Origin of the sequence: Tropicimonas sp. IMCC34043, from assembly GCF_003390845.1 — a bacterium.
Classification (GTDB): domain Bacteria; phylum Pseudomonadota; class Alphaproteobacteria; order Rhodobacterales; family Rhodobacteraceae; genus Tropicimonas.
Genome location: NZ_QMEK01000003.1, coordinates 55484 through 77492, shown reverse-complemented (window position 1 = coordinate 77492; position 22009 = coordinate 55484). Strand labels below are relative to the sequence as shown.

Genomic DNA, 22009 nt, shown 5'->3' with positions numbered 1-22009 from the left:
GGACACCTGAGTGCGCGCACCCAGGTGTCCTGCGGCGCCGTTCAGGATGCCATCAGGCGCGGGCCACCTCTGGGTGCGGGGACGAGGCCTCACATTGCGCCAGAAAGTCGCCGACAACCCGCATGCAGTCCTCGAATTCCTCAAGGTGCGGCATGTGGCTGGAATTTGGAAAGACATGCCAACGCACGTCGGGAACAAGGTCTTGAAACGGTTGCATCGTGGCGGGGGTTGCTTCGTCATAGGCCCCCGAAATCAGCAGGGTGGGCACGTCGATGGCCGTCAGACGGTCGATGACCGACCAGGTCTTCAGCGTCCCCCGGATGTGGAATTCGCTGGGGCCGATCATCGTGTGATAGACTGTCGGATCGCTGTCGACCGCATCATTGGTGCGTTGCACATCGTCCGGAAGTGGTTGCAGGCGGCAGATGTGGCGGGCGCTGAAAACCTTCGCCGCCTCCTTATAGGCTTCGCTGTCGGTGGTTCCGGCCTCTTCATGCGCGCGCAATATCTGCTGCACATCCTGTGGCAGGTCGGCCAGCAGGCGGTTTGCCTCATCGGCCCAGATCTCCATCGAAGCCGGTGAATCCGCTATGACGAGAGCGCGCAGACCGACCGGCTGACGTATCGCGAATTCCGCGCCCAGCATCCCCCCCCAGGATTGCCCGAGAAGGTCGTACCCCGCGTCAAGTTTCAGGTGCGCGATCAGGTTGTCTAGCTCTTCAAGAAACAGATCCACGGTCCAGAAGTCGGCGCCCTTTTCAGGCAGATGGGTCGATTTTCCATTGCCGAGCTGATCGTAGTGGATGACCGCGCGCCCGTCCTGCGCGAGTGCCTTGAAGCTGTCGACATAGTCATGTGTGCAGCCAGGTCCGCCATGGGCCACGATCAGCGGTGTCTTGCCAGAGTTAAGCTCCCCGGTGACACGGTACCATGTCTTCCAGGACCGAAAGGGGGCGAAACCTTCGTGCGTCGTCATGGGGCGGTCCTTGTCTTTCTTGTTCGAACTGTTTTCTCTTGCCCGACGCCAGCCGGGGTCAGGCCACGCCATACCTGTCTCCAAACCTCTGGTCTGACAGCGGGCGCGAAAGCCGTGCGTGCCAAGCTGCGATTTTCACATACAAGTTCCCACCGTTGCCATGGTAACAATGGCGACAAGAGTCCAGTTGATCGCCCTATTTGCCCAAAAGATAGGCGAGTACGCTTGCAGCTTAGCGAGTGATGCCTGAAGGTGCATCACCTAGTTGCACTTTCTGACCTACCGTGGCCGAATCACTGGCGATCAGTTAGGGGCTGCTGAGTTTTCGATCAGATACTGGACTCACACCGATGATTGACCTCAGCCGCGCCACTTTGGAAGACGCAATCAATGCCGTGCCAAAGCGGTTTCAGGGACCGGGCGGGCTAATCGGCGTCCTGAAAGATGGCGAGATCGTCGCAAGCCGCGCCTGGGGCTACAGCGATCTGGCGCGCGGCAAAGCGATGAGTGTCGACACGCGGATGCCGATCTGTTCGATCTCCAAGCAATTCACCTGTGCGACCCTTCTGGCGGCGGTTGGCGAGCCTGAGGTGCTGGAAGACAAACTGCCGCCGTTTCTGCCGAATCTGGCCACCGAACTCCCCTCCGTGCGCCAGCTGTGCCACAATCAGTCCGGGCTGCGTGACTATTGGGCGCTGACGGTGCTGCACGGCGGGCTTGCCGAACAGACCTTCAGGCGAGAGGACGCTCTGCCGCTGATCGCCCGGATGCGCAGCGGGCATTTCCCCCCGGGCACCAGTTATTCCTATTGCAACTGCAACTACCGCATCCTGAGCGAGATGATCGAGGCCGAGACTGGCTCGGATCTGGAGACGCTATATCAGACCCATATCTGGGGACCTGCGGGCATGAAAACCGCCGTTCTGACCGCCGATACACGCCACCCAGAGGATGGCGTGGTGGGCTATGAAGGCAACGGGGATCATGGCTTCATACCCGCCGACAACGGCATCTACTGGCGCGGCGATGCGGGTATTTCAGCCTCGCTCAGTGACATGATGGCCTATGAACACTGGATCGACGCCCAGCGTGAGGACGAAAGTGGACTGTATACCCGCATTTCGAAGCAGCCCACTTTCAGCGAAGGCACGCCGGCCTGGTACGGCTTTGGGCTTGTCCATGAACGGATCGGAACACTTGCCGCAACCGGCCATGGCGGTGCCTTGCGCGGCTTTCGCATTCACCGGCTGTATTGCCCCGAGGCCCGCCTGTCAGTGGTGGTGATGTTCAATCACGAAGCCGATGCCCACGCCTGTGCTCGGCAGATTGCCTTCGCCGCCCTGGGCAAGACCGAGCCTGAGTCGCAGCCTCTGCCAGAGGGCTGGGCGGGGACCTGGATCGATCGGGACCGCGGAATGCTGACGCGTATCACGCCCGGGCGCCGCACGGCCGACTTGCAGTATTTCACAGATGCGACGCAGCTGAGCCTTGCCGACGATGACCGCCTTGTTGCGCCGGATGTCAGTCTGCAGCGTGCCGGCGATGCCTTGATACTGGGCATCGTCTCTGAAAACACGCAGCGCCAGCTTGATCCGATCACCGAAGTGCCCGGGATTTGCGACATGGATGCAGCTGGAACCTACGAAACCGATGAGCTGCAGACCGAAATGCGCATCGAAATCCGCGACGGCGCGGCCAGCATGCAGTTCATCGGCCTTCTGGGAACCGGGCAGATGGAGCCTCTTTACCCGGTCGCGCAGGATATCTGGGAGCTTGTCACACGGCGTTCGATGGATGCGCCGGCTCCTGGCAGCTGGACGTTCACTGTGATGCGCAATGCCGATGGTCATGTCACGGGCGGGACATTGTCGTGCTGGCTGGCACGCAATATCGCGTATCGAAAGGTGGCTTAGGGCGTGTGGACAAAAGGGGGTCACACCGCGCGGCAAGCGTGACTCAGGCTGGTATCTGCGATTGAGCCAGCTTGGCACGAGACTCGATGCCGGATGAGGAATCGACGTTCCTTGAACGGTTCATCTTGGCAATCCGCCCGCCGAACGCGCGCAAACCTGCCAACCACCGCCTTGTTCTGGACGGGATTTTCTGGATAGCCCGCACCAGTGCCCCGTGGCGAGACCTGCCGGCAGAGTTCGAGGAGTGGTCAAGCGTCTACCGACAATTCCGGCGCCGGACCCTGCCGGGCTCTGGGAGCGGATCATGGACGCCCTGAACGAAAGCGGGGCTGCGCCGCATGCACGCAAGATGATCGACAGCACCGTGGTCCGCGCCCATCATGCAGCGGGCGCTGAAGGGGGGACTCCGCGGCAAGGTTCTGGCCGCTCAAGAGGAGGCTTCACGACCAAGATCCACCTCCTCGTCTGCGCTGCCGGCCTGCCCATAAAGACCGTATGGAGTGCGCCCCCGCAGCAGATCAGGCGTCGAGGTTCGCGACGTTGAGCGCGTTGGTCTGGATGAACTCGCGCCGCGGCTCCACGACATCGCCCATGAGCTTGGTAAAGATGTCGTCGGCTTCGGACAGGTCTTCGACCCGGACCTGCAGCAGCCGCCGCGCATCGGGGTCAAGCGTGGTCTCCCAAAGCTGGCTCGGGTTCATTTCGCCCAAACCCTTGTAGCGCTGCAGGGTCAGTCCCCGTTCGCCTTCTTCGAGGATCGACTGCAGCAGACCGAGGGGGCCGTGGATCTCGACGTTCTTTTCCTTGCGCAAAAGGTGCGCGGTCGAGCCGTAGACCTCTTGCAGGATGCTGGTGTGCTGACCAAGCCGCCGCGCCTCGCCCGAGCGCAGAACCTGGCCATCGAGGCGGCGCAGTTCCTCGACCCCACGCACGGCGCGTGCAAGCTGGATGCCGCGGTCCTGGGTCGGCCGACCCTGCCAGCCGCGTTCGTATTCGGCCGAGATCAGGTCGAGCCGTTCGGCCACCCGATCCGCGGTACCCTGCAGGTCTGCATCGACCTGCCCGGCCAGGAACGCACCGGCGATGGCGGCCTGTTCGAGGATATGTTGCGGATAGTGGGTCGGAAAGGCGCGCAGGATCCGTCGCAGATCGCGGGCCTCGTCGATCACCCGCTTGAGGTCCTGCCCGACGATTTCCTCGCCCGAGCCGAGCCGCAGCCGGGCACCGTCGATCCCCATCTCGATCAGATAGTCGTTCAGTTCGGCCTGATCCTTCAGATAGCGTTCCGACTTGCCGCGACTGACCTTGTAGAGCGGCGGCTGGGCAATGAAGAGGTGGCCCTGCTCGATCAACTCCGGCATCTGGCGGAAGAAGAAGGTCAGCAGCAGCGTGCGGATGTGGGCGCCGTCGACGTCCGCGTCGGTCATGATGATGATCTTGTGATAGCGCAGCTTCGCGATATCGAACTCGTCGCGCCCAATCCCGGTGCCGAGTGCCGTGATCAGCGTGCCGATCTCCTGACTCGACAGCATGCGGTCGAACCGCGCCCGTTCGACGTTGAGGATCTTGCCGCGCAGCGGCAGCACCGCCTGATTCAACCGGTGCCGGCCCTGTTTGGCCGAACCGCCGGCCGAGTCACCCTCGACAAGGAAGATCTCGGACTTGGCGGGGTCCTTTTCCTGACAATCGGCAAGCTTGCCGGGCAGGCTTGCGACGTCCATCGCAGTCTTGCGGCGGGTCAGCTCGCGCGCCTTGCGCGCAGCCTCGCGCGCGAGAGCCGCCTCGACGATCTTGCCGATGATGATCTTGGCCTGGCTCGGATGTTCCTCGAACCACTCGCCGAGCTTTTCGTTCACCAGCCCCTCGACCACGGGCCGCACCTCGGAGCTGACCAGCTTGTCCTTGGTCTGCGAACTGAACTTGGGATCGGGCACCTTGACCGACAGCACGCATGTCAGCCCCTCGCGGGCATCGTCGCCGGTGAAGTTGATCTTTTCCTTGCGCGCGATGCCAGAGGCCCCGGCATAGAGGTTCATCGTCCGGGTCAGCGCGCCGCGGTAGCCGGCAAGGTGGGTGCCGCCATCGCGCTGCGGGATGTTGTTGGTGAAGGGCAGGACGTTCTCGTGATAGCTATCGTTCCACCACATGGCGATCTCGACCCCGATCCCGTCGCGTTCGCCGACAATATAGATCGGTTCTTCCATCGCCGAGGTCTTGGACCGGTCGAGGTAGCGGACGTACTCGCGCACCCCGCCCTCGTATTCCAGCGCGATTTCCAGCACCTCGGCCGGGCGCTCGTCGCGCAGGACGATGCGAACGCCAGAGTTGAGGAACGCCAGCTCGCGCAGCCGGGCTTCCAGCGTCTTGAACGAATATTCGACGTTCGAGAACGTCTCGGTCGAGGCCATGAACGTGACCTCGGTCCCGCGGCGTCCGTTGGCCGGACCCACCACGCGCAGATGTTCGACGCAATCGCCATGTTCGAAGCGGGCAAAATGTTCGTTGCCGCCGCGCCAGATCCGCAGCTCGAGCCATTCGGACAGCGCGTTCACCACCGAGACGCCGACGCCGTGCAGACCGCCCGACACCTTGTAGGAATTCTGGTCGAATTTCCCCCCGGCGTGAAGCTGGGTCATGATGACCTCGGCCGCGCTCACACCCTCGTCGTGGTGGATGTCGGTGGGGATGCCGCGGCCGTTGTCGAAGACCGAGACAGAGCTGTCGGCATTGATCGTGACCGTTACCGTATCGGCGTGGCCGCCAAGCGCCTCGTCGATGCCGTTGTCAACGACCTCATAGACCATGTGATGCAGGCCAGAACCATCGTCGGTATCACCGATGTACATTCCGGGCCGTTTGCGAACCGCCTCCAACCCCTTCAAAACCTTGATGGAATCAGCGCCGTATTCCTCGCGGGCGATCGCGTCGTCTGCCATTCGGCCCTTCCTTCTTCTAGTCGGTGACTTATACGGGGTCGGCGTCGGATTGTCACGTCGCAGAGGCATCTTTGCGCCCGGTTCCGGCAGGCGGCGCGATCATTCGTCAAGTGTCGTGACAACCGAGGTGCCGGCGCTGTCCGAAACCTGCAGCCGGCGCGCCCGGGGGCCGAGATCGGCGAACAATTCCGCCCCGGTGCCGGTCATCCAGGCCTGCGCGCCAAGTGCCAGGATCTCGGCATGAAGCGCCCTGCGGCGGTCGGCATCGAGGTGGGCCGCAACCTCGTCGAGCAACAGGATCGGGCTTGCGCCCGTATCCTCGGCCAGGGCCCGGGCGTTCGACAGCACCAGCGACAGCAGCAGCGCCTTTTGCTCGCCGGTCGAACAGGCCCGCGCCGGGATCCCCTTGGCGGCGAAGGTCGCCTCCAGATCGGCGCGGTGCGGGCCGGTCAGGGTACGCCCGGCAGCAAGGTCGCGGCGACGCCCGGCGGCCAGCGCCTCGGCCAGTGCCCCGGCATCCTCTGGCGCCGGCCGGCCCTCGGGGTCCGACAACGCCAGATCGGCGGCAGGGAATGTCGCAGTCCCTGCCCCCTCCTGTGCCCGGGCGATCCGCGCCAGCGACCGCTCGCGGCCCGACTGGATCTGTGCCCCGGCGCGCGCCATCTGCGCCTCGAGCGCGGCGTACCAGGCGGGATCGCGGCGCTGGTCCTTCAACAGCCGGTTGCGTTCGCGCATCGCTTTCTCATAGGTCAGCACCGCCTCGGCGTGCGACGGCTCGAAGCTCATCACCATCCGGTCGAGGAACCTCCGACGCCCCTCGGCCCCTTCGGTCCAGAGCCGGTCCATCGCCGGAACCAGCCACAGCACCTGCAGGATCCGCCCCAGCGCGACCTGCGTCGCGGCCTTGTCGTCAATCGCGACCTGCCGTGCCGCGCCGCCCTCGGACCAGGTGGCAATCTCGTGCGGTCCATGCGGCCCCGCAACGGTCGCGGCGATCTTCCAGCCGATGGACTCGGGCAGTCGCGCCATCTCGACCGCAGTGGCCCGCCGCAGACCGCGACCGGGCGACAGCAGCGACAGCGCCTCAAGCAGGTTGGTCTTGCCCGACCCGTTCGGGCCAAAGATCGCGACGGGTCGAGTGTCGGCCGCAACCCGCGCCGACCGGTGCGAGCGGAAATGCGACAGGCTCAGCGAAGTGACGGCAAGCCCGGCCATTCCGTTCCTTTCCGCCCAAAGGCGCCCCGACAGGGCACCCGCGGGCCGGTCAGACCCGCATCGGCATCACGACATAGATGGCGCTGGTATCACCGCCTTCGCGCATCAGCGTCGGATCGCCCGAGGAATTGAACAGGAATACCGCATTCTCGCGGTCCACCTGACTTGCGATTTCCAGCAGGTACTTGGCGTTGAAACCGATTTCCAGCCGTTCGTCATCATAGGCGACCAGCAGTTCCTCTTCGGCGGCGCCGCTGTCGGGTGCGTTGACCGACAGCACCAGCCGGTCGTTCTCAAGCGCCAGCTTGACGGCGCGCGAACGTTCCGAGGACACGGTGGCGACACGGTCCACGGCCCGCGCGAATTCGCTGGCGTCCACCTCGAGCTTGCGCGTGTTGCCGATGGGAATGACACGGGCATAGTCCGGGAAGGTGCCGTCGATCACCTTCGAGGTCAGCGTGATCTCGGGGGTGGCGAAGCGGACCTTGGTTTCCGACACCGAAACCGCAATCTCGGTCTTGTCGTCCTCTAGCAGCTTGCGCAGTTCGTTCACCGTCTTGCGCGGCACGATCACGCCCGGCATCGTCTCGGCCCCCGGCGGCAGGTCGGCGTCGATCCGCGCCAGACGGTGGCCGTCGGTCGCGACGCAGCGCAGCACCATGCCGCTGTCGCCCTGGGACACGTGCATGTAGACGCCATTCAGATAATAGCGGGTTTCCTCGGTCGAGATCGCGAATTTCGACTTGTCGAACAGCCGCCGCAGCACGGGCGCCGGCGCTGAAAAGTTCGAACTGTAGTCGGTGGTCGCCATCACCGGAAAATCCTCGCGCGGCAGGGTTGCGAGGGTAAAGGTCGAACGCCCCGCCTCGACCACCAACCGGCCCGAAGTGCCATCGTCGGCCAGCCGCACCAGCGCGCCATCGGGCAGCTTGCGCACGATCTCGTGCAGCGTCACGGCCGAAACCGTCGTCGCGCCGGACCGTTCGACCACTGCAGGCGCCTTGTCCACCACCTCGATATCAAGGTCGGTGGCGCGGAAGCTCACGGCGTCGCCTTCGGCCTCGATCAGCACGTTGGCAAGTATGGGAATTGTGTTCCGACGCTCGACGACCGACTGGGCTTGGGCCACCGCCTTGAGCAGGGTTCCGCGTTCGATGCTGATTTTCATGCAACCGCTCTCAATTCTGCCGGGAACAGCACCCTATCGCGTTCCCCTCTGCGCACAAGTGCCTAAAGGCCACAGTGATGCGGATTGGCGACGCACTCGGGGCCAGGGGAGTCTCAGGCCTCGAGAATCCGCCGCAACATTTCCAGATCCTCGGCGATCTGGTTGTCCACGGCCTTCAGTTCCTCGATCCGCTTGACCGCATGCATCACCGTGGTGTGGTCGCGCCCGCCGAACCGGCGGCCGATCTCGGGCAAGGACCGCGAGGTGAGCTGCTTTGACAGATACATCGCCATCTGCCGCGGCCGGGCGATGGTGCGGTGGCGCTTTGGCCCGATCATGTCGGACATCCGCATGTTGAAATGTTCCGAGACCTTGCGCTGGATCTCCTCGACCGTGACCTTGCGGTCGGATGCGCGCAGCACGTCGGCAAGGCAATCCTGGGTCAGTTCGAGCGAGATGTCCTGCCCAACCAGCGAGGCGAAGGCGAACAGCTTGGTCAACGCGCCTTCCAGCACCCGCACGTTGGTCGAAATCCGGTGCGCGAGGAATTCGAGCACGCCGGGGCGGATCACCAGGCCCGGATTGGCATCGCGATACTGATCGACCTTGTGCTGCAGGATGCCCAGACGCAGTTCATAGTCGGTGGGGTGCAGGTCAACCACCAGGCCGGACTGCAGCCGGCTGGCGATACGCTCCTCCAGCTTCTTGATCTCGCCCGGGGCCCGGTCGGCCGACAGGATGATCTGCTTGTTCTGGTTCACCAGCGCGTTGAAGGTATGGAAGAACTCTTCCTGCGTGCTGTCCTTGCCGGCAATGAACTGGACGTCATCGACCATCAGCACGTCGACCGAGCGGAACATTTCCTTGAACTGGATCGTGCCGTTCTCGCGCAGAGCGCGAACGAATCGATACATGAACTGTTCGGCCGAGAGATAGACGACCTTGAGCTCGGGGCGGTCGGACTGAAGCTGCCAGGCGATGGCGTGCATCAGGTGGGTCTTGCCAAGGCCGACGCCGCCATAAAGGAACAGCGGGTTGAAGGCCACGGGGCCGCCTTCGGCGACACGGCGGGCCGCTGCATGGGCCAGCTGGTTCGGTTTGCCCACGACGAAGGTGTCAAAGGTATAACGGCGGTCGAGCGGCGCGCCGGGCATTTCCGAGCCGTCAGAGGCGCTGGCGCTGGCGGCGGCGACAGGGTGGTTGACGGCCTGTTGCACCGGTGTGCGCTTGCTCTGGGCGACGGGATCGCGGCTGTCGGCAGGGCATGGGCGGGCGGTCACGTTTGCCGCAACACGGAACTCGACGCGGTCGACGTGGTTGCCGGAGCGGCCGATCAGCCGAATGATATGATCGCCGTAATTACGCGAAACCCAGTCGCCGATGAAATTTGTGGGCACATGAAACCGCGCCACGCCGTTTTCGAGCTGCGCGAATTCGAGCGGCTCGATCCAGGTGACGTAGTTGTTCTTACCGACAACCTCCAAGAGTTCCTGCCGCACACGTCCCCAGGTGTCGTTGGTCATTTTGCCCATGTCCATTTCGTTTTTCTCGTTGCCTCGGTATCGACGGGTCCTGCCGGACGCCCGCCGGGCCACAATTGCAGCCACGTTTCGCAGCGTCAGAGAAAACACATCCCATACCGGAACCGAGGTTCCGACTCACCGGCCTGCCACGCCTGCAAAGCGCCCAATTCCGGCGGGGACACCGCCGAACGAGCGTATGAAATGTTGTGGACATGAGGCCAGGCAAAGAGCTTGAATTTCAAACTCTTTTCAAAGCCAACTCCCGGAACGGCCGGCAGGCCGCCCTTTGGAAGCTTGATCGTGTAACGGCAGATCCGGCAGTGAACTTCCCCAAACGCTACCGAGAACCGTTTCCGATCCATGTCCCCCCGGACGAAGTGAATCGCACAGGCAAGCTAGCAACTGGGGTAGAGCGCGCGCAACCGATCTTCGATCTTGACTCAATCTTTGCCGGAACGAATCCGAAAACCGTAGCTAATTCGTTGAAATTAATAAAGTTTAACGGCTCAACAAAAAAGGCGTGCCCCGGAAGGACACGCCCCAAAATCTGGATCGGAAATGTGCTCAGGCGCCGAGAGTCTTGACGCGCGACGACAGGCGGGACATCTTCCGCGCCACAGTGTTCTTGTGCAGAATACCCTTCGACACCCCCCGCATCAGCTCGGGCTGAACGGAGCGAAGAGCTGCGGCAGCGGCCTCCTTGTCCCCTGTTGCGATCGCTTCCTCGACCTTCTTGAGGAAGGTACGAATGCGTGAACGGCGTGCCTTGTTGACGGCATAGCTCCGCTCATTCTGGAGGGCGCGCTTCTTGGACTGGGGCGTATTAGCCATGTGATAGAGTTCCGGATGTCGGTGATTGCTTTCCTGAAGCCGCGTCTCTAGGCGGCTTGCGGAAATGAGTCAACTGCAAAATCGCCCTACCTGTCGCGGAACTGGGCCTCGCGTTTCTCAAGGAAAGCCCCCATGCCTTCCTTCTGGTCCTCGGTCGCAAAAAGCGACTGGAAAAGACGGCGTTCGAACAGAAGGCCTTCGCTCAACGGCACCTCATAGGCGCGGTTCACCGCCTCCTTCGCCGCCATGACGCTCAGCGCCGATTTCCGCGAGATCTTGTTCGCGGCAGCCATCGCCTCTTCCATCAGCTTCTTGGCGGGCACCACGCGCGAGACGAGACCCGAGCGCTCGGCCTCTTCGGCGTCCATGAAACGCCCGGTCAGGTGCATTTCCATGGACTTCGACTTGCCGACATAGCGGGTCAGACGCTGCGTGCCGCCCATACCGGCGATCACGCCGAGATTGATTTCGGGCTGGCCGAACTTGGCGGTGTCCGCAGCAATGATGAAGTCGCACATCATCGCCAGCTCGCAGCCCCCGCCCAGGGCATAGCCGGCAACAGCGGCAATGATCGGCTTTCGGCAACGGGTGATGACCCCGTGTTCGGCCCCGAAGATATCGTTGGAAAGAACGTCGACGAAGCTTTTCCCGGACATTTCGGCAATGTCGGCACCGGCAGCAAAGGCCTTCTCCGAGCCGGTCAGGACAATGCAACGGACCTTTTCGTTCTTTTCGGCCTCTTGCAGCGCCTCGCAGAGCTCTCCCAGAAGTTGAGAATTCAAGGCGTTCAGCGCCTCGGGACGATTCAGGCGGATAAGGCAGATATGATCGTCGATCTCCACGATCAGGGTCTCGAAAGCCATGCGGCGGAGCCTTTCAATGGTTTCACAAGTGCGAAGGGTTACCACCGTGACAGGGGCGATCAAGCTATCTTTGACATTGCGGGCACAGGAAAGTCGATCTAGCGGATTGAACGATTCGCCGGATCGTTCCTGAACAGCCCTCGCGCGGGCAAGGCAACCCCTCGCGGTCATAAACCCGAAATCGGTGCTGAAAATAGCCCAGTTCCCCGCTTGCCTGACGATGGTCGCGCAGGCTGGCGCCTCCGGCCTCGATTGCTTCCTGCAGAACCTCGCGGATCACCGGCACAATGGCCGCGACGCGTGCGCGCGCCAGCCGGTCGCAGCGGCGGGTCGGTGCGATCCCGGCGCGATGCAGAACCTCGCAGACATAGATGTTTCCCAGCCCCGCCAGCACCCGCTGGTCGAGCAGCGCCGCCTTGACCGGCGACCGCCGTCCGGCCAGCGCCGCAACCAGATAGGTTTCGTCGAAGCCGTTGCCCAGCGGTTCGGGGCCAAGCTGCGCCAGCAACGGGTGGGTCTCGGCCGTCGCGGTTGCGACCAGATCCATCATCCCGAACCGGCGGGCGTCGTTGAAGGCGATGCGCGCGCCGTTTGCCATGTCGAGCACGATGTGGTCGTGCTTTACCGCCAGCAGCCGCTCATGATGAAAACTGCCGGGCGCCGCACCGGAGATCGTCATGCGCCCCGACATCCCGAGGTGGATCAGCACCGACTCGCCGCTGTCGAGATCGGCGAGAATGTACTTCGCCCGCCGCCGCAGCCGTTCGACCCGGCGGCCTGCAAGACGATCGGCCATGCGGTCTGGCAGCGGCCAGCGAAGGTCGGGGCGACGGATCTCGGCGTGGTCGATCACCTGCCCGGTCATCGCCGGTTCCAACCCGCGCCGGACAGTTTCGACCTCTGGCAGTTCCGGCATACTGACCCCCTTCGCCGCAGGCTCCGGCAGGGTCCATTGTAACCCTCCCGCAGCACCCTATAAGGAGGGGTGGAATTCATCGGGGGCAAGGCCCATGAGCGGCGACTCTAACAAAACCACACACTTCGGCGACCGTACCGTGCTTGAATCAGACAAGAAGGGCCTTGTGGAAGGCGTCTTCTCGTCGGTTGCATCGCGTTATGACATCATGAACGACGTCATGAGCGTCGGCATCCATCGGCTCTGGAAAGACGCCATGATGGACTGGCTGGCGCCTCGCAATGGCCAGCGGCTGCTCGACGTAGCCGGCGGGACCGGCGATGTCGCGTTCAGGTTCCTGGCCCGCGCACCGCAGGCCAAGGCGGTGGTCTGCGACATGACCGCCGGGATGCTGGAAGAAGGACGGCGGCGCGCCGAGGCCGAGAAACTGGGCGACAGGTTGTCCTGGGTCGAAGGCGATGCGATGGCGCTGCCCTTCGAGGACAACTCCTTCGACGTCGTCACGAACAGTTTCGGGACCCGCAACGTGACCCGGATCGAGGATGCGTTGACCGAGGCCTATCGCGTACTGCGGCCCGGCGGGCGGCTGATGGTGCTCGAATTCTCGCAATTGCCGAACCCGGCGCTGCAATGGGCCTATGACCGCTATTCCTTCAACGTGATCCCGGTGATGGGTCAGGTAGTGGCCCGCGATCGGGACAGTTATCAGTATCTGGTGGAATCGATCCGCAAGTTTCCCGATCAGGAACGCTTCGCCGCGATGATCCGCGACGCCGGCTTCGATCAGGTCCGCTATCGCAACATGTCCATGGGCGTGGTTGCGCTCCACTCCGGCTGGAAGCTCTGAAGCCTTGCGCGGTCCACACAACATCTGGCGTCTGGTTCGCACCGGCGCCACCCTGGAACGAACCGGCGCGATGGGCGTCGTTCTCGAGGCGTTCAACGCGCCGGCAAGCATCCGCATCGTTGCCCGCGTGGTTGGCTGGCCCTTTGCCTGGCTGGGGGAAAAGGGCGACCCGAACCTGCCGCCGCTGTTGCGGGCACTGACGGCACTCGGACCGGCCTATGTGAAATTCGGCCAGATCCTGTCGACCCGTCCCGATGTGGTCGGCGAAGACCTGTCGGTGCAGCTTCGGATCCTGCAGGACCGGATGCCGCCGTTCCCGCGCGCGGCTGCCATCGCTGCGGTCGAGGAGGATCTTGGGATCAAGGTCGCCGATGTCTTTTCCGATTTCTCCGAACCCGTAGCCGCCGCGTCGATTGCCCAGGTTCACCGCGCCCGCTTGACCTCGACCGGGCAGGAAGTGGCGGTGAAAGTTCTGCGGCCGGGCGTCGAGCGCGCCTTCCGGCGCGATTTCGACGCCTTCTACCTTGCTGCTGCGGTGATCGAGACGCTGTCACCGTCCTCGCGCAGGCTGCGTCCACACGACGTGATCGCCCATTTCGAGGGTTCGGTTCGCGGCGAACTCGACCTCCGGCTCGAATCGGCGGCGGCATCGGAGTTTCAGGCCAACACCGCCCAGGATGCCGGTTTTCAGGTGCCATCCATGCACTGGGACCTGTCGGGCCGCCGTGTGATGACCATGGACTGGGTGCAGGGCCTGACGGCAAGCGACATCGATGGCATTGTCGCGGCCGGACTCGACCGCAAGCAGATCGGCGAAAGGGTCCTCGGGCTGTTTTTGCGCCACGCATTGCGCGACGGGCTGTTTCACGCCGACATGCATCAGGGCAACCTGAAGATCGCGCCGAACGGCGACGTGGTCGCGCTCGATTTCGGTATCATGGGCCGGCTCGACGAATATACCCGCCGCGTCTATGCCGAGATCATCTACGGCTTCATCAAGAAGGACTATCACCGCGTCGCCGAGGTGCATTTCGAGGCCGGATACGTGCCCGCCGACCGCGACATGGATTCCTTCGCCAGCGCGCTTCGCGTGGTGGGCGAGCCGATCCTCGGCATGTCGGCCGGCGACATCTCGATGGGGCGGGTGCTGACCTATCTGTTCGAGGTGACAGAGCGCTTTGGCATGCGGACCCGAACCGAGTTGATCCATCTGCAGCGCACGATGGTGGTGGTCGAGGGGGTCTCGCGGTCGATCTATCCCGAAATCAACATGTGGGAAGTCGCCCGCCCGGTCGTCGAGGATTATATCAAGACGAACATTGGCCCCAAGGCCTTGGCGCGGGATCTGGCCAAGACCATGCGGATCCTGACACGGTTCGGTCCGCATCTGCCGGGCATGGCCGAGGCCGCGTTGACGCGCCAGTCGGCCAGGATGACCGAGGCCGAGCCCGAACCGCCGAAAACCCGTCCCTGGATGTGGTTCGTGGGAGGTGCGACCTCCTCGGCACTGGTGATATGGGGCTACATCGCGTTCGTTCTGCAGGTTTGAGGCGGCCGCTCTCCGGCTGCCTTTCCCGCCACCCGTGCCGTCGAACCGGCTATCGGCGCGACGGCAGAGCGAAGGCGCCCCGGCGTCAGTCCGCCTTGCGGATTGCGGTGACGCTGTCTGCGGACACCACCGTGCCGCCCGAGAGGACCAGTTCGGCCGCGTTTCCCGCCAGGCGCGCCTCGGTTACCCGAGAGTAGATCTCGGGCGTCCGGCTATCGATCAAGTTACCATCGCTGTCATAGCTGACGACGGACAGGGTATATTCGCCCCAGGCCACCGTGTTCTCCTGGGAATCGACCCCGGCCCATTCGATCGGATCGTCCGAGACCGGGATCTCGAAACGGTTCTTTTCTACTCCGTTGCGGTCGGTCACGACCAATTCGGCCCAGCTTGCCGCGTCGGCCGGCGCGGGCGAGATGGTGATCGGATCCCCCTGGAAGGTCGCTGGCGCCTCCACCCGCACTTCACTCCCGATCCAGTTCGCAAGCTCGGCCATTTGCGAGGTGCTGCTGGTCTGGATCATCTGGCTCAGAAGATCGTTCGTCTTCACCTGCTGCTCGACGTTCGAGAACGTCGCGAGTTGCACGGCGAACTCCGTCGAGTCCATCGGGTTCAGCGGATCCTGGTTCTGAAGCTGCGTTGTCAGCATCTTCAGAAAGGTGGCGAAATCGGACGAAAGCGTGGTGCTCGACGTGGCGTCGGCAGAGGCCGAGGTCTGCGCCGATGCGGCCGTTGCGGCCGCGGAGGAGGTGCTGTCAATGGTCGTCATGTGAGCCTCAAAACCTCAGATCGAGTCCGCCATCCGGTGCCGGCCGGGCAGAAGACGGGGGAATGGCGGCGCCATCGTCGTTTGCTGTGGATGCCTCAAAGCGACCGCCCGCGGATCCGGCCCAGGCATTGCCGGCATGCCCGGTGTCCATGTTCAGGCTGACCTCGGCATAGCCAATGGCACGCAGGTCCTGTGCCAGCATATCCAGATTCTGGCGGATCAGTTGGCTGGTTTCCGGACGGTCGGCATGCACATGAACCTGAAGCCCGGTTTCCGTCGGCGTGAACGAGATCCTGAGCCGGCCGAGGTCTTCCGGTGTCAGCTGCAGGTCGATCGAACCATTGGGCGAAACGCGGAGCGCCTGGGCGATTGTTTCCGGAAGGCCGCGCAGGGTTGCATGGATCGAGGCAGCTTGCGCGCGCTCCGACGTGCCCGCAAAAGTCGGCGCCTCGCCCCGGGCCGATGCGGAAACGAACCGGCCCGGATCGGCGCCCTCGTCCAGAGACACCTCCGGCGTCATTTCGCCCCCGGCCTCGTCATCGATATCCGCCCCCTGTTCAACGCCCGGGAATTGCACCCGAGTCGGATCGCCGGGGTCCACGCCGGCTCCACGCGGGGCGAGAGCGGTGGACTGAGCGGCGCGCACCGGGGGCAGAGAGCGCACCTCGTCGTGCCTCCTCGCTGTCGGGCTCGGCACCTGCGAGGATGCCGCGATCTGCCGCTGCTCACCGAGGCCTGTCGCGGTCGGCACGCGCTCTGTCGCGGCAAGTTCGGTCCCCGGCTTGGCGAATGTCTGGGCGGCGTCCGCCCGCGTCGCCGCGGCAGGCGGATCGCCCGACGGGCCAATCCCCGCCGGCGCAGACACCGGCGCGGTCACAAGCGGGGTGCCGACCGACCGATCGGCCCGACCCGCTGCCGCAGCCCGATACGTCTCCTGAGGCACCATTTCGTCGCCGGGATCTGCGCTTGAGGCCGCGATCGACGCCTCATGCCCGATATGTGCGGCGGCGGTGGCGCCATTTGCGGCAGCCTGACCCACAGCGCGCTCCGAAGAAGCCCCTTTGCCCGTTCCATTAGTGGAAGCCGGGGCCGGGTTCACCGTTTCGGGCCACCTTTCCTCCCTTATCCCGGATTGCCCGGCAGCCCCTTCGGCAACAATGGTCCGCGGCGCAGTCGACGCGGCCAGACCAACTCCGGCAAGGCACAAGGCAGGGTCCGCAATTTCACCCTCCAGCCCCTCTGCCTCGATGTCGCCTTGAGGCCTCGTTGCATCTCCGCCGAGGTCGATTTCGACATCTGTCCGGGGCTCGCAATCTGCGGTCTGGACGGCCGCCACGGCAACCGGAACATCAGCCGCTGGATCCCCCCCGGAGGGCTCACGTCGCCTGTCAGGCCCCTCGCGATTCGGATGCTCCGCCTCTCGGGAAGACCGAACCTGGCCCGCAGGGTCACGGCGGAAATCGTCGGCACGTTGGGCAGACCCTTCCGACCCGTCGTCCGGGCAATCCGACAGAAGCTTCGAGAATGCCGAGCCGCCGGCTGGATCGCAACCGGTGGCGTTGACAGCACTGCTCGCCCCCCGCGCTCGGGTCGCATGGCCGGTCGATAGTTCCTGGATGACGGGCATCGTGATTCCAGACTTCTGCCTCTCGATAGGCCGACATTGCCGGTCATGGGTTACCGATCCTTTACGCCATTCGGCCTAACCTTGCCCAAGTGCGAAGAATTTTCAGAGGATCCCCATGCTGACCCCCGCCACAGCCGTTCCTGAGTTCTCACTCCGTTCCAAACCGTCTCCTGCAGCCGATGGCGATGCCAGGTTGCACAGGGTTGCCAGCCAGCTCGAGGCGAGTTTCCTGTCGGAAATGCTGAAACACGCCGGCTTCGGCAAGGCGCGCGACAGCTTTGACGGCGGCACCGGAGAAGACCAGTTCGCAAGTCTGTTGCGCGACGCCCAGGCCCGAACCCTCGCCGAGGGTGGCGGAGTCGGCTTGGCCGAGTCCATTTTCCACGCATTGAAGGAGCGGCAGGATGAACGGTGACATGGTAAAGGACCTCGCGGCCCTTCTGGAGCGGGAGCGGACGGCGCTGATCGGTGGTCGGCTGGACGATCTGGGCGGTCTTGTTGCGGAAAAGCAGGAGATCATCGCGCGGCTCGCCCCTTACGCGGACAGCGCAGGGCTGCATGGCATTCGCCGTCTGGCACACCGAAACCAGCTGCTGCTCGAGGCGGCGCTTCGCGGGGTGTCTGCGGCAAGGCTCCGGCTGACCGAGATCCGGCAGGCCGTCCGGCAATTCGATACCTACACCTCCGAAGGCGAGATCCGCAGGGTGCATTCCGGCGGTTCCAGAACCGAGCGGCGGGCGTGACGATGCATATTGTCGTCAAATGCTCTGAATGGCGCCTGGCGGGTTTAGGACTCTCTTAGGGTCTTGGGTCCAAATCTGATGCCGCACTCCATGATGGAATGGCACGATCGGCGAACCAGCCATTCGTAAGGCAAAGAAGGCCAAATGATCCGCCGGGATCTTCCGGCGGTCGTGACCTCCGGCAAAAAGTGCCGATTTGCAAGGACATCGAGAACATGACCAGCATTCTCACGAATACCAGCGCGATGGTTGCCCTTCAGACCCTGAAGGCGGTCAATGGCGATCTCAACAAGGTCCAAAGCGAAATCTCGACCGGCAAGTCTGTTGGCTCGGCCAAGGACAACGCCGCCGTCTGGGCGATTTCGAAAGTGATGGAGGCCGATGTCGCCGGCTTCAAATCGATCTCGGACAGCCTGTCGATGGGCGAATCGACTGTCGCGGTCGCCTCTGCCGCTGCAGAACAGATCGTCAACGTGCTGGGAGAGATCAAGGAACTCGCGGTTTCCGCCAACAGCGAAAACGTGGACTTCGGCAAGATCCAGAAGGACATTTCCGAGCGCGCGGCGCAGGTGGCGTCGATCATTTCGGCGGCGCAGTTCAACGGCGCGAACCTGTTGGCCACCGATGTGGACGGCAACGGCGCGACCAGTCTGTCGGTTCTTTCCTCGCTCGACCGCGTCGGTGCAACCTCGGTGACCCCCGGGATGATCACGGTCGACTCGGTCGATTTCGAAACCAGCATGGATCTGGCCACCAACCTTACCGCGATCACCGATACGGCGACTGCGGCAACCGCACTGGGCGAAATCGAGACCTTCCTGCAAACGGCGATCGACGGGGCTGCCGCGCTCGGCGCCTCGGCGGCGCGCCTGTCCGATCAGAACGAGTTTGTGGGCAAGCTCACGGACTCGATGAAGGTCGGGATCGGTACGCTCGTCGATGCCGATATGGAGGAAGCCTCGGCACGGCTCCAGGCACTGCAAACCCAGCAGCAGCTTGGTGTGCAGGCGCTTTCCATCGCCAACCAGGCGCCGCAAACCATCATGCAGCTCTTCCGCTAAGGTCGGGCAAATCTGGGGCGCGGGTCAATCCGCGCTCCTCTCTTCGGCTTCAGTTATCTGCCAATAGGCAGATCCTTTCCGGAAGGACTCCCCCCGTGAACGCTGTCGACATGGCCCAAATGGCCTACGGGTCATCAACCGCGCCCCTGCGCACTTCCCGCGGCAACGAATACGACGTGTTCGCCGAGGCGACACGGCGCCTGAAATCTGCCGATTCCGGCGTGCCGGGAAACATTTCTGCGCTTGCCCAGGCAATCCACGACAACCGGCGCCTCTGGACTGCGCTTGCCATGGATGTCGCCGACGCAGGCAACCCCCTGCCGCGGTCCTTGCGTGCCCGGATCTTCTATCTTCACGAGTTCGTCGATGCCCACAGCCGCCGTGTCCTGCGCGGAGAGGCAACGACTGACGTGCTGATCGACATCAATGTCGCCATCATGCGCGGTCTTGGGGTGGAAGGCTGCGCAGCATGAGCGGCCTTGTCCTCAAACTCGGGCCAAAGGAGCGCGTTCTGATCAACGGGGCGGTGATCGAGAACGGCGAGCGTCGTAGCCGGCTGTCGATCGTCACTCCGAACGCCAATATCCTGCGCCTTAAGGATGCGATCCACCCCGAAGAGGTCAACACGCCGGTCCGGCGGGTCTGCTACGTCGCACAGCTGGTGCTTTCCGGCGACGCCGATCCCGAAGAAGCGCGACGGCAGTTGCTGCGCGGGATCGAGCAGTTGAGCCAGGTCCTGACAGATCCGGACAGTCGCCAGCGGCTCGACCTCGCAACCGCTGCCGTGATTGAAACGCAGTACTACAAGGCGCTCAAGGCGCTGCGCGGATTGCTGCCAAGGGAAGAACGGCTGTTCGGGGCGGGTGAAAGGTGACGTTTCAACCGATTCTGCCGCTCAGCGGGTATGCCGGCTGGGGTTTTCTGCAACGCACGCTTGCGGTGCAGCAGGAAACCCATGCGACCTCAGGGCCGGTCAAACGCGACACCGATTACTTCGCCGAGAATATCGGTAAGGCGAAGACTGCAGAGGACCTGGTCGGCGATCGCAGGCTTCTGGCGGTCGCCCTCGGCGCCTTCGGGCTCGACGCCGACATCAACAACACGTTCTTCATCCGGAAGGTCCTCGAGGAGGGGACCGCCGACAAGACCGCGCTCGCCAACAAGCTGTCTGACAAGAGCTATCTCAAGCTCTGCGAGGCGTTCGGATTCGGTCAGGGAATTCCCGCCCGCACCCAGTTGAGCGGCTTTGCGGACGAGATCGTCTCGGCCTATCGAGACCGGCAGTTCGAGATCGACGTGGGCGATCAGAACACGGACTACCGTCTGGCGCTCAACGCGCAGCGGGAACTGGCCGAAATTGCCGGTGACGACATGAGCGACAATGCCAAGTGGTATACGGTCATGGGCTCCGAACCGCTGCGGTCCGTATTCGAGACAGCCTTCGGACTGCCGGACTCCTTCGGAAACCTCGACGTCGACAGACAGATGGAAATATTTCGCGACAAGACGCAGCGTGCGTTCGGCTTTTCCGAGGTCACGGGGTTCAGCGATCCCGATGTCATGAACGAGCTCGTGCGCACCTACCTTGTGCGATCCGAGTTGAAGAACAGTGCCAGCGGCATGTCCTCGGCCAATATCGCGTTGAGCCTGCTCTCATCGATCTGAGGGCGTTCGCGGCGGCTTCGGCGCAGACGCTGTCCCCGGGACGAAAAGGATCCTGGAAAGCCGCGCGAACGCCGCAGACGGACCGTCCGGCGAAGGCTCGGTCAGAAAGGCATCGAGCGCCGGCCAGACCCGGATCGCTGCATCGATGTTCGGATCGCTCCCTCCGGCATAGAGCCCTGACTGGATCATCAGTTCGGCCCGGTCATAGGCCCCGAGGCGCTGGCGCGCGAGCTGGATCAGCGCATTCTCCTGCCCGCTGGCCGCCTCGGGCAGGCTGCGCGACACCGAGCGCAGCAGATCGATCGCCGGATAGCGCCCCCGCTCCGCGATCTGCCGGTCCAGCACGATATGGCCGTCAAGCACACCGCGCAGGATGTCGGCGATCGGCTCCTCCATGTCGGAACCGGCGACGAGAACCGTGAACACCGCGGTGATGTCGCCACCACTTCGCTTCGGTCCCGGACCCGAACGTTCTGCAAGCGCCGTGATCATATGCGCCACCGACGGAGGGAAGCCACGCAGCGACGGCACCTCTCCGGCGGCCAGGACGATCTCGCGATGCGCCTCGGCAAAGCGGGTCACGGAATCGGCCAGAAACAGCACGTGCCGGCCGTGATCCCGAAAATGTTCGGCCACTGCCATCGCCGTCCACAACGCATGGCGACGCGTCAGTGGCGGCTGATCGGATGTCGCGGCGACCACGACTGCCTTTTTCATGCCGTCGGGACCCAGGGTCTTGTCGACGAACTCGCGCACTTCGCGGCCCCGTTCGCCGACAAGCGCAATCACCGCGACGTCGGCATCGACTCCCTTGGCAAGGTTCCCGAGCAGGGTGGATTTGCCCACCCCGGAACCGGAGAAGACCCCGACCCGCTGCCCCCGCACGATCGGCAACAGCGTGTCGAAAACGGCCAGCCCGGTCGCCAGACGACCGCCGAGCGACCGCCGCTCGATCGCCCGGGGTGCGGATGCCCGAAGCGGCCGTTCGACGATGCCACGTCCCAGTCCGCGCCCGTCAAGCGGCTGCCCGTAGGGGTCGATGACCCGTCCGATCCAATGGTCGGACGGCGCGATCGTCGGAGGGCCGTCGAGGATCACCGGATCGCCAATGCGTATCCCCTCCCCCGCGCCATCCGGCAGAACCACAGCGCCCTCGAAGGACAGATCGACGATCTCGCCGCGCAATGCGCCGTCGCGCAAGTCGATCCGCACGTGATCGCCGAGCGCCGCCTCGGTCGCCAACCCGCCGACGGTCATTGTGCCGTGGCCGATCCGCCTGACCCGCCCGACCGGGCGCACCGCCCTGAGCGACAGGATTTCATTGGTCAGGGGGGTAAGGCTTCTGCCGGTCATTTCAGGCTCCAATACATGCGCACACCGTTTCTAAAGGAATCGCAGTTAAGCCAT

General features: G+C 63.8%; 20 protein-coding genes and 1 pseudogene. 10 read left to right on the top strand and 11 right to left on the bottom strand.

All coding sequences use genetic code 11. From position 1 onward, the window contains the following. Positions 1-52: 52 nt before the first annotated feature. Positions 53-1048 (bottom strand): proline iminopeptidase-family hydrolase, encoded by a 996-nt coding sequence (locus tag DQG17_RS12880; protein WP_232829434.1) that lies wholly within the window; start codon positions 1046-1048, stop codon positions 53-55. 281 nt (positions 1049-1329) lie between these two features. Between DQG17_RS12880 and DQG17_RS12875 the strand changes: the two genes are divergently transcribed. Together DQG17_RS12875 and DQG17_RS12870 are read left to right on the top strand one after the other, a co-directional pair. Next, positions 1330-2889, top strand: a complete 1560-nt coding sequence (locus DQG17_RS12875; protein ID WP_369908041.1) for a D-aminopeptidase — start codon at positions 1330-1332, stop codon at positions 2887-2889. A gap of 86 nt (positions 2890-2975) precedes the next feature. Continuing rightward, positions 2976-3382 (top strand): annotated as a pseudogene (locus DQG17_RS12870) (IS5 family transposase); the annotation flags it as partial. Between the two features lie 25 nt (positions 3383-3407). On the opposite strand, the gene gyrB reads toward DQG17_RS12870, so the two are convergent. The 7 genes from gyrB to mutM form a co-directional block, all read right to left on the bottom strand. Continuing rightward, complete coding sequence (gene gyrB / locus DQG17_RS12865) at positions 3408-5825, bottom strand: DNA topoisomerase (ATP-hydrolyzing) subunit B (RefSeq protein ID WP_116133263.1); 2418 nt, start codon at positions 5823-5825, stop codon at positions 3408-3410. A 99-nt stretch (positions 5826-5924) separates the two neighbouring features. Beyond that, entirely contained in the window at positions 5925-7040 is a 1116-nt protein-coding gene (gene recF, locus DQG17_RS12860) for a DNA replication/repair protein RecF (RefSeq protein WP_116133262.1), read from the bottom strand. 49 nt (positions 7041-7089) lie between these two features. Next, the gene (gene dnaN / locus DQG17_RS12855) at positions 7090-8208 is read right to left on the bottom strand and encodes a DNA polymerase III subunit beta (protein WP_116133261.1); all 1119 of its coding nucleotides are present in this window, start codon (positions 8206-8208) and stop codon (positions 7090-7092) included. Positions 8209-8321: 113 nt separating this feature from the next. After that, positions 8322-9731: a chromosomal replication initiator protein DnaA gene (gene dnaA / locus DQG17_RS12850; protein WP_232829433.1), complete on the bottom strand. Its 1410-nt coding sequence runs from the start codon at positions 9729-9731 to the stop codon at positions 8322-8324. A 564-nt stretch (positions 9732-10295) separates the two neighbouring features. Then, positions 10296-10562: a 30S ribosomal protein S20 gene (gene rpsT, locus DQG17_RS12845; protein WP_116133259.1), complete on the bottom strand. Its 267-nt coding sequence runs from the start codon at positions 10560-10562 to the stop codon at positions 10296-10298. 86 nt (positions 10563-10648) lie between these two features. Then, on the bottom strand, positions 10649-11425 hold the full coding sequence (locus DQG17_RS12840) for an enoyl-CoA hydratase (RefSeq protein ID WP_116133258.1): 777 nt from the start codon (positions 11423-11425) through the stop codon (positions 10649-10651). A gap of 64 nt (positions 11426-11489) precedes the next feature. Further along, positions 11490-12341: a bifunctional DNA-formamidopyrimidine glycosylase/DNA-(apurinic or apyrimidinic site) lyase gene (gene mutM / locus DQG17_RS12835; protein WP_116133257.1), complete on the bottom strand. Its 852-nt coding sequence runs from the start codon at positions 12339-12341 to the stop codon at positions 11490-11492. Between the two features lie 94 nt (positions 12342-12435). On the opposite strand from mutM, the gene ubiE reads away from it, so the two are divergent. Both ubiE and ubiB read left to right on the top strand, forming a co-directional pair. Continuing rightward, positions 12436-13188 carry a bifunctional demethylmenaquinone methyltransferase/2-methoxy-6-polyprenyl-1,4-benzoquinol methylase UbiE gene (gene ubiE / locus DQG17_RS12830; protein WP_116133256.1) on the top strand — a complete coding sequence of 251 codons (753 nt, stop codon included), beginning with the start codon at positions 12436-12438 and terminating at the stop codon, positions 13186-13188. A gap of 4 nt (positions 13189-13192) precedes the next feature. Further along, on the top strand, positions 13193-14737 hold the full coding sequence (gene ubiB / locus DQG17_RS12825) for a 2-polyprenylphenol 6-hydroxylase (protein WP_116133255.1): 1545 nt from the start codon (positions 13193-13195) through the stop codon (positions 14735-14737). Positions 14738-14822: 85 nt separating this feature from the next. Here the strand turns inward: ubiB and DQG17_RS12820 are convergent, their stop codons facing one another. Together DQG17_RS12820 and DQG17_RS12815 are read right to left on the bottom strand one after the other, a co-directional pair. Further along, a complete protein-coding gene (locus tag DQG17_RS12820; protein ID WP_116133254.1) occupies positions 14823-15506 on the bottom strand; it encodes a flagellar hook capping FlgD N-terminal domain-containing protein in 684 nt (227 codons plus the stop codon). A gap of 7 nt (positions 15507-15513) precedes the next feature. Next, positions 15514-16383 (bottom strand): flagellar hook-length control protein FliK, encoded by an 870-nt coding sequence (locus DQG17_RS12815; RefSeq protein ID WP_198666109.1) that lies wholly within the window; start codon positions 16381-16383, stop codon positions 15514-15516. An 865-nt stretch (positions 16384-17248) separates the two neighbouring features. Between DQG17_RS12815 and DQG17_RS12810 the strand changes: the two genes are divergently transcribed. The 6 genes from DQG17_RS12810 (at position 17249) to DQG17_RS12785 (ending at position 20602) form a co-directional block, all read left to right on the top strand. Next, entirely contained in the window at positions 17249-17548 is a 300-nt protein-coding gene (locus DQG17_RS12810) for a rod-binding protein (protein ID WP_116133252.1), read from the top strand. Continuing rightward, a complete protein-coding gene (locus tag DQG17_RS12805) occupies positions 17538-17876 on the top strand; it encodes a flagellar biosynthesis protein FlgN (RefSeq protein WP_116133251.1) in 339 nt (112 codons plus the stop codon). The genes DQG17_RS12810 and DQG17_RS12805 overlap by 11 nt, the downstream gene beginning before the upstream one ends. Before the next feature lie 215 nt (positions 17877-18091). Then, positions 18092-18937 carry a flagellin gene (locus DQG17_RS12800; RefSeq protein ID WP_116133250.1) on the top strand — a complete coding sequence of 282 codons (846 nt, stop codon included), beginning with the start codon at positions 18092-18094 and terminating at the stop codon, positions 18935-18937. Between the two features lie 95 nt (positions 18938-19032). Then, positions 19033-19410 carry a flagellar biosynthesis regulator FlaF gene (flaF, locus tag DQG17_RS12795; RefSeq protein WP_116133249.1) on the top strand — a complete coding sequence of 126 codons (378 nt, stop codon included), beginning with the start codon at positions 19033-19035 and terminating at the stop codon, positions 19408-19410. Further along, entirely contained in the window at positions 19407-19811 is a 405-nt protein-coding gene (flbT, locus tag DQG17_RS12790) for a flagellar biosynthesis repressor FlbT (protein WP_116133248.1), read from the top strand. Before flaF ends, flbT begins: the two co-directional genes overlap by 4 nt. Further along, positions 19808-20602: a DUF1217 domain-containing protein gene (locus DQG17_RS12785; RefSeq protein WP_116133247.1), complete on the top strand. Its 795-nt coding sequence runs from the start codon at positions 19808-19810 to the stop codon at positions 20600-20602. The genes flbT and DQG17_RS12785 overlap by 4 nt, the downstream gene beginning before the upstream one ends. Here DQG17_RS12785 and DQG17_RS12780 read toward each other — a convergent pair. After that, a complete protein-coding gene (locus DQG17_RS12780) occupies positions 20591-21955 on the bottom strand; it encodes a FliI/YscN family ATPase (RefSeq protein ID WP_116133246.1) in 1365 nt (454 codons plus the stop codon). The genes DQG17_RS12785 and DQG17_RS12780 overlap by 12 nt on opposite strands. Positions 21956-22009 lie beyond the last annotated feature (54 nt).